The sequence below is a fragment of the Hymenobacter fastidiosus genome (assembly GCF_039539565.1).
GTDB lineage: Bacteria > Bacteroidota > Bacteroidia > Cytophagales > Hymenobacteraceae > Hymenobacter > Hymenobacter fastidiosus.
Genome location: NZ_BAABDJ010000037.1, coordinates 34,459 through 49,021 on the forward strand (window position 1 = coordinate 34,459; position 14,563 = coordinate 49,021).

Genomic DNA, 14,563 nt, shown 5'->3' on the forward strand with positions numbered 1-14,563 from the left:
CGGAGGCAACTCCGATACTATCAAATTTGCGGCAGAACCTCAACCCTATTTACGGATTCATTTTGGGACCGTATAGCTCCCCGCTAATTCCAAAAAAGGGCGTGAACCGCACCGTTTTAGCCTAATGTGGAAAACTTCTAAACTTTCCGTTTGTCGTACCCAACGGAAGGGGATAACTTCCGCATCAGGAACGCCGCACTAGCCCGGCTCCTCTGCTTTTCGAATCTGGTGCCCGCCCTTTCCCGGCGTGGCGACATTATACCCAACTACCTCAACCTGCTCGCTCATGCTAGTACTCAAACGCGACGGCCGCCGCGAATCCGTGAAATTCGACAAAGTCACGGCGCGCATCGAAAAGCTCTGCTACGGGCTCAATCAGAACTTTATCTCGCCGATTGAAGTCGCCAAGAAGGTGATTGACGGCATCTACGACGGCGTGACGACGGTGGAGCTCGACAACCTGGCCGCCGAAACCGCCGCTTCGCTCACCACCAGGCACCCCGACTACGCCATTCTGGCGGCGCGCATTGCCGTGAGCAACCTGCACAAGGTGACTTCCAAGTCGTTCAGCAGCACCATGAAGCGGCTGTATACCTACGAGGACCCCAAGACCGGCGAGAATGCCTCGCTGATTGCGAAGGACGTGTGGGAAATCATCCATAACCACGCCGCCACGCTGGACTCGGCCATCATCTACGACCGCGACTACAACTACGACTTCTTCGGCTTCAAGACGCTGGAGCGCTCGTACCTGCTGCGCCTGGAGGGCAAGGTGGTGGAGCGGCCCCAGCACATGCTGATGCGCGTGTCGGTGGGCATCCACAAGGACGATATCGACTCGGTTATCAAAACCTACAATCTGCTGAGCGAGCGGTGGTTTACCCACGCCACGCCCACGCTGTTCAATGCCGGCACGCCGAAGCCGCAGATGTCGTCGTGCTTCCTGCTGACGATGAAGGACGACTCGATTGACGGCATCTATGACACGCTGAAGAACTGCGCGCTGATTTCGCAGTCGGCGGGCGGTATTGGCCTGTCGGTGAGCAACGTGCGGGCTACGGGCACCTACATCAAGGGCACCAACGGCAACTCCAACGGGCTGGTGCCCATGCTGAAGGTGTTCAACGACACGGCCCGCTACGTGGACCAGGGCGGCGGCAAGCGCAAGGGCGCCTTCGCCATTTACCTGGAGCCCTGGCACGCCGACATTTTCGAATTCCTGGACCTGAAAAAGAACCACGGCAAGGAGGAAATGCGCGCCCGCGACCTGTTTTACGCCCTCTGGACGCCCGATTTGTTCATGAAGCGCGTGGAGGAAAACGGCGACTGGACCCTGATGTGCCCCCACGAATGCCCCGGCATGGACAATAGCTGGGGGCCGGAATTTGAGAAGCTCTACCTGAAGTACGAGAAGGAAGGCCGCGGCCGCCGCACCATCAAGGCGCAGGAGCTGTGGTTTGCCATCCTGGAAAGCCAGACCGAGACGGGCACGCCCTACATGCTGTTTAAGGACGCGGCCAACGGCAAATCGAACCAGCAAAACCTGGGCACGATTAAGTCATCTAACCTTTGCACGGAAATAATTGAGTATACCGACAAGGACGAAATTGCGGTCTGCAACCTGGCTTCGCTGGCGCTGCCCCGCTACCTCGTCACCGACGCCAAGGGCAACACCACCTTCGACCACGACAAGCTGTACGAGGTGACGTACCAGGCCACGCTGAACCTGAACAAGGTGATTGACGTGAACTACTACCCGGTGCCCGAAACGCAGAAGTCGAACTTCCGCCACCGCCCCATCGGGCTGGGCGTGCAGGGGCTGGCCGATACGTTTATTGCCCTGCGCATGCCCTTCGAGAGCGACGAAGCCTGCGGCCTGAACAAGGACATCTTCGAAACCATCTACTTCGCGGCCATGACGGCCTCGAAGGACCTCGCCATCAAGGACGGGCCCTACGAAACCTTCCCCGGCTCGCCCCTGAGCCAGGGCAAGTTCCAGTTTGACCTCTGGAACGTGACGCCCGACTCGGGCCGCTGGGACTGGGAGAGCCTGCGCGCCGAGGTGGTGAAGCACGGGGCCCGCAACTCGCTGCTGGTAGCGCCTATGCCCACGGCCAGCACCGCCCAGATTCTGGGCAACAACGAGTCGTTTGAGCCCTACACGAGCAACATTTACGTGCGCCGCGTGCTCAGCGGCGAGTTTATGGTGGTCAACAAGCACCTGCTGAAGGACCTGGTGGCCCTGGGCCTCTGGAACGACCAGATGAAGCAGGAAATCATTGCCGCCAACGGCTCGGTGCAGGGCATTGCCCGCATCCCCCAGCACATCAAAGACCTGTACAAGACGGTGTGGGAAATCTCGCAGCGCCGCATCATCGACCAGGCCGCCGACCGGGGCGCGTACATCTGCCAGAGCCAGAGCCTGAACCTGCACGTGCTGAACGTGAACTTCGGCAAGCTCACCAGCATGCACTTCCACAGCTGGAAGCGCGGCCTGAAAACGGGCATGTACTACCTGCGCACCAAAGCCGCCGCCGACGCCATCAAGTTCACGGTGCAGAAGCAAGCCGCCGAAACCCTGGAGCCCATGGCGATGGTAGAGCAAAAGCAAAGCGACATGAGCTGCTCGCTGGATAACCCGGAGGATTGCGAGGCGTGTGGGTCGTAAGGCGAAAAGGTATTTGTAATTGTGAGAGAGCAACACCAAGTGTTGCTCTCTCCATTTCAACCAAACGACTTACACCAAATGCCTCATCCAGCACTTACTCTTAATTTGCGCCTAGCTTGGGAGCGAATGAGGAATGAAGTCCCTGACCGTGCTTTTGTGCGTTGTATGCACGAATTGGAGTTAATTAAACTCAACCTCGGAGGGTGGCTTGACGATATTGATAACAAGCTCAAAACTGGAACTTACGTGTTCGGTAATATGAGCATTTGCAATGTTCCTAAAGGTAGATATCTAGTCCGTCCCGGTTCAATCCTAACTCTTGAAGACACTTTGGTCTATTACGGACTAGTAGGCTCTGCTTTTGAGAAAATCTACGATTTAATTGGTTGGTCGCAAGATAGAGTGGACTATTCTTACCGATTAAATGGCGCACAACAGAAATCCGAATGGATTTTGAACAGATTCAAAGGCTGGGAGAACTTTCGCGTCAAGAGTGTCGCAAAGCTTCAGAAGTACTCCCATGTGGTTGTTGCTGACATAGCCGGTTACTATGAAAATATTGACCTATCAATTCTCGGCTCTCAGCTTCGTTCATTGGGAATTTCAGCCGGCGAGTGCGACCTGTTAAGCCGTGCATTAAATAGATGGGCAAGCACATCTGGAAGAGGATTACCACAAGGGTGCATTCCTTCGGACATACTTGCCAAGGTCTACATGGACCCCATCGATAAGGCACTTGCCAACATGGGTTATGACCATTACCGTTACGTAGACGATATCAGAATATTTTGCGACTCTGAACAGGAGGCGAAGAAAGCAGTAATTGCCTTGACGGTCTTGCTTCGTGAAAAAGGACTAAGCTTGCAATCGGCTAAGACAAAAATCTACCATAAACACGATGCTGTAAAAAAGATTGAAGCCATTCAGCCTATCATCATCGATATCATCAATAAACTGAAAAAAGATCCAGTTGAACTGCTGCTTGCAAATGGGTCTGTTGATGACTCTTCTCAAGATGTAGAAGAAGATGAAGAAGATATCAATAAAGTGCATATCCGAATCATAAAGGAAGCGTTTGATACTTTCTTCACGAAGGGTGATTATCCTTTTGATAAGTCGTTGTTCAGGTTCCTAATGAAACGTCTTTATCAGGAGAAAGATGACCATGCGGCGCACTATTGCGACTTCGTATTTTTGATGCATCCTGAGGAAATGCATACAGTTCTCACTTACCTGACGGAGGTAGATTACGGTAATTCTCTAAGTCTAATAGAGGAATTTCTGTGCTCTAATAACTCTGTCTACGAGTACCAGAACTATCAACTTGTGGAATGGCTCAATAACCGTAGTATCATTCCAACCGCAAGACTATTGGCAAGGGTCCGCCAATTAGCTTTTGATAGTTCGAGCCCTGAATATCTCAGTGCTGTAACAACTGAGTTTGTCGGAAGACATGGAAATGCAGCTGACTTAGACCGTTTAGAGCAGATGTGTAAAGCATCTAATGGCCTAGTTCAGACAAAGCTCATGTGTACACTCGCACGGTTAGAAAAAAGCAGGCGCAATGGACTCTTTAGGCGCCTTGAAGATGCGTTTTTCCATAATAAATCAGTAATAGCTTATGTGGCCAATATGGATAATCTAACTCTCAAGGTCAAGAGAAAGAAATAGAAGGTTATTTAGTAATTATAGAGTTGGTAAAATAATTATCCAAGATTTAACAATTAGATAGTCGGAATAACTTTCGTAAAAGATGGAAGAGACATTGTATAATCCCAAAGGGCAACCAATTGCATACATTGAGATGCAATCATCAGTGACGTATCTCTGGAACGGAAAGCCAGTTGCATACCTTGCGGATGAGCACATTTACGGGTTTAACGGTAAGCACTTAGGATGGTTTATTAAAGGAGTAATATGGGACGAAACCGGAAGGAGAGTAGGGTTTACGAAAGCTACTCTTCCCGTTTATGCCTCTTACGAGCCTTATAAGTCATATAAACAGTACGTGCCATATAAGTCATATAAATCGTATCCTCCTTATAAACCTTATTTTTCAAATTCAATATCTTCACATTCACTTGATTCCTTTTTAATGCAAGGAGTATAGCCAATCATGTCTGAAAATAATACTGAGCAGACGCAAGTACCTGTTGTTGTAACAGTTGCCGAAATATTTAAAAAAGATTTAGAGACAAAGCTTTGGATAACTAGAGGCGCACGATTTGTAGCAAGTGATAGGTTTGCTAGCAAGAATAATCTTTCAGGTTGGGCTGTTGGGTGTTTGTCAGCCTATCTTATAATACTATCACTCCTTTCTGCCTATAAGCTAGATATTAATTTGTCAAACGGTGCTTTGTCATTCACATCAACTTCAGTTTCAATTCTGGTGTTAATGTTCAGCCAAATGGAAATATCAGGTGATTATAAAGTTTGGTCGAAGAGCTTTCATCAATGTGCTCTCGAAGTATCAGAAATTTATAATAACTATAAATTGTACAAGAACTTATCGTACACACAAAATATAGACGAATTAGCTTTTATACAAGGTATAGTAACGCAGTATGAAAATATTTTGAAAAAATACGAAAATCATAAACCAGTAGATTATGAGTACTTTCAATGTAATAAGCCGAGTGAGTTTGGCATTAATTTAATTCAAGTTCTGTTTAGAAGAATAAACTATTTTATACAAGGCTCATTCATTTACTATGCACTGATTTTTCTGCCTCCTATCTTGTTCTTTTTATTGGTTTATTTCTTGCCTCAAACTCCTCAACCTGTTTTAAAGTAACTCTAGCTGTCCCAGCCGCCTTCGCCCCCGGTCGCGGCGGGTGGGCGGTTGGGGCCGTAGGGCAACCCCGGCAGTCGCTCGGCTGTGCCGAGTGACTACTACGCTTTGAGCAGCTATGCTGCGAACCAGCCCGGGCCACTTGACCGAAGCCAAGCGGTGCGGGACCCTCGCGGCAGAGCCGCTCCGCGTGATCGTCACCCGGCATAGCCGAGCGACGGCCGGGGCCTTCCCCCGCCGCTGCCGCCCCCGGTAGCGGCTGGTGGGTGGTTGGGGCCGTAGGGCAACCCATCAACCGGCGGGCTTACCATTCCTGCGTGGCAACGTTGCCGATGCGCTTGGTTGCGCCCAATAAAAAATCAGGAAAAATGTCCGGCTCCTGCTTAGCTGTCAGCAACGGGTTTAGCTTTAGGGCCTGATTACGGGGCGCCGGCCTACGGTACTTTCTTCTTTCCTGTCGCTGCGATGACCAATTTCTGCAAACTCCTGCTGCTGTTATTTTCCCTGACGCTGGTGCTGCCCGCGGCGGCGGCGCAACCGGCGGCGCCCGCGGCGGCCCGTAGCGGTCCGGCCTTCGATGTGGAAGCCGCCACCCAGCGCTACCTCGACACGCTGACGCCGGCGCAAAAGGCCCGGTCGGATGCGTATTTTGAGGGCGGGTACTGGCTGCAGCTCTGGGAGCTGGTGTATGGGCTGGGGGTGGCGGCGGTGTTTCTGCGGCTGGGGCTGGGGCGCTGGCTAACCGGCGTGGCGGGGCGGCTGCCCCGGCCGTGGCTGCGGCGGCTGGCGTACCTGTTCGGGTACCTGCTGCTGGCGTGGGGGCTGAGCTTTCCGCTGAGCGTGTACGTGGGCTGGGTGCGGGAGCAGCAGTACGGGATGTCGAACCAGACGTTTGGCGCGTGGCTGGCCGATGCGCTGAAGGGGCTGGCGCTGTCGGCGGTGTCGGGCAGCTTTCTGCTGCTGGGCGTGTACGCGGCGGTGCGGCGCACGGGGCGGCGCGGGTGGGCCTGGGCCACGGGTATTGTGGCGCTGGCGCTGGTGCTGACGGTGTTTGTGGGCCCCGTGTTTGTGGCCCCGCTCTTCAATCAATACACTTCGGTGCCGGCCGGGCCGGTGCGGGAAGGCATCCTGCGCATGGCGCGGGCCAACGGCGTGCCGGCCGACAACGTGTACCTGTTCGATGCCTCAAAGCAGAGCAAGCGCATCAGCGCCAACGTGAGCGGGCTGGGCCGTACCATCCGGTTGTCGCTGAACGACAACCTGCTCAACCGCTGCACGCCCGCCGAAGTACAAGCCGTGATGGGCCACGAGCTGGGCCATTACGTGCTGAACCACATCCCGAAAATGCTGGTGTTTTTCGTGGTGCTCATCGGCCTGGGCTTGTGGGCGGTGGACGTAGTGTTTCATCGGCTGCTGGGCCGCTACGGGCCGGGCTGGGGCATTGCCAGCCTGGGCGATGTGGCCGGCCTGCCGTTGGTGGCGGCCCTGCTGGCGGTGTTCGGCTTCCTGGCCACGCCGGTGTTCAATACCATCATTCGGACCCAGGAACAGGAGGCCGACATGTTCGGGCTGAACACGGCGCGGGAGCCGGACGCCTTCGCCAAGGTGGCGATGAAACTGTCGGAATACCGGAAAATCAATCCGGGGCCGGTGGAGGAAATAATTTTCTTCGACCATCCCAGCGGGCGCACCCGCGTCCATACGGCTATGCAGTGGAAAGCCGAACAGCCGCGCTAAAATCGCCGGGCCAACCGGTCGGTCCTGTTTATTAAAGCCGTTTAGTGCGCCAAAGCGTCCTGTGTTCACGGCCCCGCTGAAAGCCAGGTTTTCCTGCTCTCGCGCCACCCACCATATTTCAGTGTCGCCAAATAGCGCCCCGTCGCTCTCGCCCCCGGGAGCGGCGGGCGGGCGTTTGGGACGTAGTGGGGGCGTGACAGGATGCTTCGCAGGCTCAGCACGACAGGCGGGGGGCTGACCTCGGGTTACGCGGCGTAGTGCAGGGCGGCTTGCAGGTCGAGGGCTTCGAGGTCGGGCATCCCGCCCAGAATCTGCCCGGCGGTTAGGCCGGCGGCGCAGAGCTGGAGCACGTCGGCCCCGCGGATGCGCAGGCCGCGCAGGCAGGGCCGGCCGCCGCACCGGCGCGGGTTGGTGGTGATGCGGGCGAGCCGGGATTCCATGGGGCTGAGATACTGCTGGGTTCGGGTAGCCGCCGGGGTGCCGGCGGCGGCGGGGGCCAGGGAGACCCGGGTTTACTGCCCGCTCAATATCCCCTCCGCTTTGGTTTTAAGGCGGCACAGCCAGGTGCCCGACGCAATGTAGAGCGTACGGCCGTCGTCGCCCCAGGCGCAGTTGGCCGCCACCTCGCCCGTGTCGATGGTGCCGAGCAGCTGGCCGGCGGGCGAGATGATGGAGATGCCGCCTACGCCGGTGGCCCAGACGTTGCCGGCGCGGTCGGTTTTCAGGCCGTCGGGTACTTCCCTGAAGCGGACTTTGGGTAGCGGGGCCATGTCGAAAAACACGCGGCTTTTGCCCAGCTGGCCCTTCGGGCCAAGCGCGTAGGCCATGATGACGGGGCGGAGCGAATCGGAAACGCTGACGTAGAGCGTGCGGCCGTCGGGGCTGTGGGCGAGGCCGTTGGGGCGCGTCAGGTCGGCGACTTCCCGGCTCACCCGGCCCCTGGCATCGAGGCGGTAGACGCCGGCCACGGGCGTTTGGCGGCGCGGGTCCCGCTCCTGCCCGGGGAGGCCGTAGGGCGGGTCGGTGAAGTAGAGGCTGCCGTTGGTGGGGTGGGCCAGCACGTCGTTGGGGCTGTTGTAGCGCTGGCCCCGGTAGTGGTCCGAGACGGTGATTTTGCCGCTCTTTTCGGCCAGGGGCAGGCGGGCCAGGCGGCGGTCGCCGTGGTCGCAGAGGAGCAGGTTACCCTTGGTATCGAGGGCCAGGCCGTTGCTGCCGGGCTCGTCGCTGTAGGGCAGGCGGCCGGTGTAGCCGGTGTTTTCCAGGAATTTGCTCAGGCCCCCGACGGCCGTCCAGCGGTAGATGGTGCGGGTCTTGCTGTCGGTGAAGAGCAGCATGCTGCTGTCGGGCACCCACACCGGGCCTTCGAGGTGGCTGAAGCCGGCGGCCACGATTTCAATCTGCGCATCGGGGGCCAGCACCTGGTCGAGGGCCGGGGCGAGGCGCACCACGCGGCCCGTGGTGGTGAACCGCGCCGATTGGGCCACGGCCGGGGGAGTGGTAACAAGGCTGGACAGCAGCAGGGCCGGGAGTAAGAAACGCAAGAGCTGTTCCCAAATACTCAAACATCCAAAAAAACAGAACGTCATGCTGAGCGAAGCCGAAGCATCTCGCGTGCTGACGTTAGATTTGGCAACGACTGCACGCGAGATGCTTCGACTTCGCTCAGCATGACTCCTTTTTAGTATTTGGGAACAGCTCTGCATCGCAAACAACGGGAAAGAGAAGGACCTGCCCATCTCTACCCGGCCGGGCACGGGAAGGTTGCGTGGAGGCCGGACAAGCTGAACGGTGGGAGCCAACGCTCAACCCTGGCCCAAAACCGGCCGTTAGAAAAAGCCCCGCCGTATTCTTTCGCTGCCGCCCCGATGAAAAAGCTGGTCCTGGTCCCATTCATTCTATTTCTCGCCGTAAACCGATTCATCGTGCAAGCACAATCCACCAAAACGCCCGTGCTGGAAGTGGCTGATTTTGGCCGGCACCAGCCCATCGGGGTGGGAGTTTCCCGGCAGGGGCGCATCTTCGTCACCTTCCCGAAAAAGAAGAAGGACTACGATTTTGGCCTGGCCGAAATCGTGAATGGCCGGCGGGTGCCCTATCCGAATGCCGAGTGGAACCGCTGGGATTCGCTGCAGGCCCCCAACCGCTTCGTGAACGTGCAGGCCGCCGTCGTCGACGCCGCCGACAACCTTTGGGTGCTCGACCCCGCCAACCCCGACGACCAAGCCCCCCTCATCGCAGGCATCAAACTGCTGAAAATTGACCTGCAAACCAACAAAGTCGCGCGCATCTACCGCTTCGAAGACCTGCCCCGCGAGCGCACCGGCCTCAACGACGTACGCGTGGACCCCGGCCGCCAGCTGGCCTACCTCTCCGACCCCAAGCTGGCCGGCATCGTGGTGCTGGATTTGCGCACCGGCAAAAGCCGCCTCGTGCTGCAAGGCGATAAATCGACGGCCGCCGCGCCGGGCTTCGTGCTCCGCCTTGATGGCAAGGAAGTGCGGGACAAAGCCGGCAAGCCCTTCAGCAGCAACGTCAATGGCATTGCCATCAGTCCCGATTTCAACTACTTCTACTACCGGGCCATCAGCCAGACCAAGCTCTACCGCGTGGCCACCGAGGCGCTGCGCAACCCCGCCCTGACGGCCGCCGAGGTGCAAGCCCGCGTGGAGGAAGTAGGCGAAACCGGCGTGAGCCACGGCATGATTGCCGACGCCCAGGGCAACGTCTACCTCACCGATTCGCCCAATCAGGCCATTCGCTACGTCACGCCCGCCGGCCGGCTCGAAACCCTGGCCCAGGACGGCCGCCTCAGCTGGCCCGACACCTTCGCCGTGGGCCCCGATGGCTACCTCTACCTCACCTGCGCCCAAATCAACCGCACCCCCAAGTGGAACAACGGCCAGGACCTGGTGCAATACCCGTTCCGGCTCTACAAAATGAAGCTGCCGTAGCGCGAGCCCCTGGCGGCAAGAGAAGTTGGCCGTGCTCAGCAAGCTGACCGTTTTTGGCCAGGTGCCCGGGTTAGTTGGGCCGTTGCTGAGGCTGCGCGTCGGCCAGCGCCAGGTGTGCCGGCAGGGCCCGCGCATCGCCGATGCGCCCGACGAGCAGCAACTCGGTACGCCCGCGCCCGCGCGGGCCGGGCAGCAAGCACCGGCCCCGGGCCTGGTCTATGGGATGGTGGATGGCCGGATGCTCTTCCCCGACCAGGGGTGGCAGGAAACCAACCCCGGCCGCGTGCCCGCCGACGGGCCTGCCGACGGGCCCGCCGGGCCACACGCTTCTTCCAGCCGCTGCCGCCCCGGGTAGCGGCGGGTGGGCGGGTGGGGCCAGGGGAGGGCACTTTGTAGCAAAGAGCTAAATTTGGCTGCCATCCACGAGCCTTGTTCATCCGCATGAAATTATTCAGCCGCTACCACCGGCGGGGTTCAACCCGTCTGCTTGGGCTACTGCTGGGCCTGACGGCCTGTAGCACCACTAAAAACCAACCCACCTCCGGCGCCGCGGCTACCCCCGCGCCAACCGCCATTCTGCTGCTGGGCTGCGCCCACCGGTATAGCAGGGGCGGGTTGCCGGTCCGGGGACTGCTACGCTAAGGCCCCGCGAAGGGGCGGCATCCGGTGGCCCGGGCCGGAGGGCAGCGGGCAACCCGACTACTTGGCCGGCCGGACCGTAGAAGGTGGGCCAAGCCATTCTACCACCTTGCTTTTCTGCCATGCCCCGCTTTCTGATTCTGCTGTTATTGTTGATGGCGGTCCTGAGCCCGCCCACGCTGGGCCAGCCGGCAACTGTGCTGCCGCCCCGCCCCGTCCCCTTCCGCTTCGTAACCGACCAGGGCAAACTGCTGAGTGCGGCAGAAGCCACCAGCCTGGAAAACGGCCTGCGCCGCTACGCCGACAATACGGGCACCCAGGTCGTCGTCGTGACCGTGCCCAGCCTGGGCGGCCGCGCCGTGGACGACTACGCCCGTTCCCTGGGCAAGAGCTGGGGAATAGGTCAGCGGAATAAGGATAACGGCCTCATCATTCTGCTGGGCGCCGAAGAGCGCCAGCTCACCATTCAGGCGGGTCAGGGGCTGCGGGCCGCCATTACTCCGGCGCTGACCAACCGCGTTATCACCGAGCAGATGATGCCCAGCTTTAAGCTGGGGCGCTACTTCACCGGCCTGCGGGCAGGACTGAATACCCTGCTGCGGGCGGCCAATCCCACGTCGAACCCCCAAAAAAACCAGCTGCCGACAGCGGCGGCACCCATGACCGGGGCCGATGCGGAAGCCCTGGGCTCAGACGTTGATCCAGCCCCAACTCCGACGCCGGCTCCAACTCCGGCTCCGGGTACGGACCCGATGGCTTCCGCGCCCGCGTCGGAGCCTTTTTCGCCTACGGCAGCCGTCCCCGCGCCGGCCGCCTCAGCCTCGGGGCTGGGAATCGGGGCGTTAGCCATCGGCGCCCTGCTCATTGGGGGCGTACTGTGGCTGCTCGTGCGGCTGTTTCGCCGCCGGGCCGCGCCGGCAACCCCGCCGGTTACGCCCGGACCAGCTGCTGCCCCGGATTTTCTGCCAAATCAACCGGGCCGGCCGGCCGGTGGGCCTGCCCGGGGGCCAATGGGGCCGTCCGCCCCCGATTTTCTGAACCGCCCGGGGGGAACCGGGATGGGGGGCAGCGCTATGGGCGGTATTCTGATGACCGGGGCCGCGGCTGCCGCCGGGGCGTACCTGGGCAACCGCATGGCTTCCGGCCAGGACACCACGCCCGATAGCAGCCAGCCGGGTACCGGCAGCCCGGCTCCCGCTCTGGCCCCGGAGACCAACGCCGCAGCCGGAAGCGGCGGATTTCCGGCGCTCGACAATTCCAGCGCTCCGGCCGAATCAGCCCCGGATTACTTCACCGACGATGCGGCGCCAGCCGAGCCCGATTATTTCTCTTCGGATGACACCTCTGCGTACGACGACTCCGCATCGGATGACACCGGCGGCGGCGGGTTCGACGACGATAACAGCAACAGCGGCTCCTGGTAGCTCCTGGTAGCAGCGGGCCTGAAAACGAAACCCTGACCGCACAATAAAGCCCGTTGTCCGGTGGCGGTGGTTGTTTTCCGGCCCGGGGCTACTTTTGCCGGGCCCCGAAACCCACCCTAGCTGTTTGCCACTGCCGGCCCTATCTGTTTGCCATGATTCCTCTGATTGCCCATACTTCCCGTCTCACCCTTATTGCGGCCAGCCGGGCCCTGCTGATTGCCGAGCTGCAGAAGCCCCGCTACTTCCCCATCCTGCTGGGCGCGGCTATGCCGGCCGACTGGCCCCCGGGGGAGTATGACCAGGAAACCGCCGGGTTTTTTCTGGCGCAGCTCACGGCGGGTGGGCGCACGGCGGCCGGCTGGTACGGCTGGTATGCCATTCGTAAAGCCAGCGCCGATACCCCTGCTACGCTGGTGGGCGCGGGGGGCTTCCTGGGGCCACCCGATGCGGCCGGGACGGCTGAAATCGGCTATTCCATTGCCGCCGACTGGCGCGGGCAGGGCCTGGCTACCGAGCTGGTAGCGGGGCTGGTGCAGCACGCCGCGCAAACGGCTATGGTCCGCCGGCTCATCGCCCATACCCAACCCGGGAATGAGGCTTCCCGGCAGGTGCTGCTGCACAATGACTTCCAGCCCACTGCCCCGGCCGCCGATGGACGCCTGCGCTTCGAGCGTATGGTCGAGCCCATTGGGCCGGCGCTGCCCCAACCGGCAAAGTAGGCCGCCCGGGGCGGTTATTTGTCCTTCCCCAAATCCTGGGCGGGCGTGCCCGGATGTACTTCACGCAGGGTCCCGCAGGGTAAAAGCGCAGGGTCTCGCAGGGTCGTTCAACGGACCACTGCGAGACCCTGCGCCCCAACCCTGCGGGACCCTGCGTGAAAACTTCAACGCTGCTGCTACGGAAGCGTGCTACTGCATGAACGAGGGCCGGATCAGGTTCTCGAACGTGAAAATCTCGTCCCACCGGGCCTGGGTAACCAGCTGCCGCTCGGTCACGGTGATGTCGTGGACGGATTTGCCGGTGAGCAGGGCTTCCTTGGCAATTTCGGCGGTGATTTCGTAGCCCAGCACCGGGTTGAGCTGGGTCACGATGCCGATGCTGTTGCGCACCAGGCTCTCGGCGTGCTGCACGTTGGCCGTGATGCCCACCACGCACTTCTCGCGCAGGGTGCGGCAGGCGTTGGTCATGTAGGAAATGGAAGTGAACAGGGCGAAGGAAATCACCGGCTCCATCACGTTGAGCTGGAGCTGCCCGGCCTCGGCCGCCATGGTCACCGTCAGATCGGCGCCGATAACGTAAAACGCGGTCTGGTTCACCACCTCGGGCACCACCGGATTCACCTTGCCGGGCATGATGCTGGAGCCGGGCTGCAGGGCCGGCAGGTTGATTTCGTTGATGCCGCACCGGGGCCCCGACGACAGCAGCCGCAGGTCGTTGCAGATTTTGGACAGCTTCACGGCCGTCCGCTTCAGCACCCCCGACAGCTGCACGTAGGCCCCCGTGTCGTAGGTGGCTTCGATCAGGTCACCGGCCAGACTCAGGTCCAGCCCCGTCACGGTGCGCAGGTGCTCGGTGACCAGCTCGGCGTAGCCCGCCGGGGCATTCACCCGGGTGCCGATGGCCGTGGCCCCCATGTTGATTTCGCTGATCAGGCCGCGGCTGTCGGCAATGCGCAGCAGCTCCTCGCGCAGGTTGGTGGCAAAGGCCCGAAACTCGTCGCCCATGCTCATGGGCACGGCGTCCTGGAGCTGGGTGCGGCCCATTTTCAGCACGTTGCGGAATTCGGTGCCCTTGTCGGCAAAGGCATCGGCCAGCTCGCCCAGGGTCTGGCTGTAGCCCACCAGCTTGTTGCTGAGCGCAATGCGGAAGGCGGTGGGGTAGGCGTCGTTGGTGCTCTGGGAGCAGTTGACGTGGTTGTTGGGGTGGCAGAACTCGTACTGCCCTTTGGGCTTGCCCATCAGCTCCAGGGCCACGTTGGCAATCACCTCGTTGGCGTTCATGTTCACCGACGTCCCCGCGCCGCCCTGAATCATGTCGGTCAGAAACTGGTCGTCGAGCGCGCCGGTACTCACCCGGTCGCAGGCCTGAATGATGAACCCGGCCAGGGTGGGGTCGAGCACGCCCAGGTCGCGGTTGGCCATGGCGGCGGCTTTCTTCACGTAGGCCAGGGCCTGCACGAACAGCGGCTCGGCTTTGATGGGGATGCCCGTGATGGTAAAGTTTTCCAGGGCCCGTAGCGTCTGAATGCCGTAGTAGGCGGATTCAGGAATGGCGCGCTCGCCCAAAAAGTCGTGTTCAAGCCGGGTCGAAATCATGCGGATAGGTTGGGAAGGAGGATAAGGATGCTTCTACG

The 14,563-nt window shown here is 59.8% G+C and carries 13 protein-coding genes; 10 read left to right on the top strand and 3 right to left on the bottom strand.

All coding sequences use genetic code 11. From position 1 onward, the window contains the following. Positions 1-286: 286 nt before the first annotated feature. The 5 genes from ABD833_RS16400 (at position 287) to ABD833_RS16420 (ending at position 7,196) form a co-directional block, all read left to right on the top strand. Positions 287-2,668: a ribonucleoside-diphosphate reductase subunit alpha gene (locus tag ABD833_RS16400; RefSeq protein WP_345074450.1), complete on the top strand. Its 2,382-nt coding sequence runs from the start codon at positions 287-289 to the stop codon at positions 2,666-2,668. 21 nt (positions 2,669-2,689) lie between these two features. After that, positions 2,690-4,339, top strand: a complete 1,650-nt coding sequence (locus tag ABD833_RS16405; protein ID WP_345074451.1) for an RNA-directed DNA polymerase — start codon at positions 2,690-2,692, stop codon at positions 4,337-4,339. Between the two features lie 82 nt (positions 4,340-4,421). Then, a complete protein-coding gene (locus ABD833_RS16410; RefSeq protein WP_345074452.1) occupies positions 4,422-4,778 on the top strand; it encodes a 4-fold beta flower protein in 357 nt (118 codons plus the stop codon). 6 nt (positions 4,779-4,784) lie between these two features. Then, positions 4,785-5,462: an SLATT domain-containing protein gene (locus ABD833_RS16415; protein WP_345074454.1), complete on the top strand. Its 678-nt coding sequence runs from the start codon at positions 4,785-4,787 to the stop codon at positions 5,460-5,462. A 462-nt stretch (positions 5,463-5,924) separates the two neighbouring features. Continuing rightward, positions 5,925-7,196 (top strand): M48 family metallopeptidase, encoded by a 1,272-nt coding sequence (locus ABD833_RS16420; RefSeq protein ID WP_345074455.1) that lies wholly within the window; start codon positions 5,925-5,927, stop codon positions 7,194-7,196. Between the two features lie 245 nt (positions 7,197-7,441). Here the strand turns inward: ABD833_RS16420 and ABD833_RS16425 are convergent, their stop codons facing one another. Both ABD833_RS16425 and ABD833_RS16430 read right to left on the bottom strand, forming a co-directional pair. Next, entirely contained in the window at positions 7,442-7,636 is a 195-nt protein-coding gene (locus tag ABD833_RS16425) for a DUF433 domain-containing protein (protein ID WP_345074457.1), read from the bottom strand. 72 nt (positions 7,637-7,708) lie between these two features. Beyond that, on the bottom strand, positions 7,709-8,737 hold the full coding sequence (locus tag ABD833_RS16430; protein WP_345074458.1) for an SMP-30/gluconolactonase/LRE family protein: 1,029 nt from the start codon (positions 8,735-8,737) through the stop codon (positions 7,709-7,711). Between the two features lie 381 nt (positions 8,738-9,118). Between ABD833_RS16430 and ABD833_RS16435 the strand changes: the two genes are divergently transcribed. The 5 genes from ABD833_RS16435 to ABD833_RS16455 all read left to right on the top strand — a co-directional run bounded on the left by ABD833_RS16435 (position 9,119) and on the right by ABD833_RS16455 (position 12,929). Then, a complete protein-coding gene (locus ABD833_RS16435) occupies positions 9,119-10,147 on the top strand; it encodes an SMP-30/gluconolactonase/LRE family protein (RefSeq protein ID WP_345074460.1) in 1,029 nt (342 codons plus the stop codon). A 31-nt stretch (positions 10,148-10,178) separates the two neighbouring features. Then, positions 10,179-10,502: a hypothetical protein gene (locus ABD833_RS16440; protein WP_345074461.1), complete on the top strand. Its 324-nt coding sequence runs from the start codon at positions 10,179-10,181 to the stop codon at positions 10,500-10,502. A gap of 86 nt (positions 10,503-10,588) precedes the next feature. Beyond that, positions 10,589-10,789, top strand: a complete 201-nt coding sequence (locus tag ABD833_RS16445) for a hypothetical protein (RefSeq protein WP_345074463.1) — start codon at positions 10,589-10,591, stop codon at positions 10,787-10,789. A gap of 119 nt (positions 10,790-10,908) precedes the next feature. Further along, positions 10,909-12,210, top strand: coding sequence for a TPM domain-containing protein (locus tag ABD833_RS16450; protein ID WP_345074465.1), 1,302 nt, complete (start codon positions 10,909-10,911; stop codon positions 12,208-12,210). 152 nt (positions 12,211-12,362) lie between these two features. Continuing rightward, the gene (locus ABD833_RS16455) at positions 12,363-12,929 is read left to right on the top strand and encodes a GNAT family N-acetyltransferase (protein WP_345074466.1); all 567 of its coding nucleotides are present in this window, start codon (positions 12,363-12,365) and stop codon (positions 12,927-12,929) included. Positions 12,930-13,118: 189 nt separating this feature from the next. Here ABD833_RS16455 and aspA read toward each other — a convergent pair whose 3' ends face one another. Continuing rightward, positions 13,119-14,525: an aspartate ammonia-lyase gene (aspA, locus tag ABD833_RS16460; protein ID WP_345074468.1), complete on the bottom strand. Its 1,407-nt coding sequence runs from the start codon at positions 14,523-14,525 to the stop codon at positions 13,119-13,121. Positions 14,526-14,563: the final 38 nt, after the last annotated feature.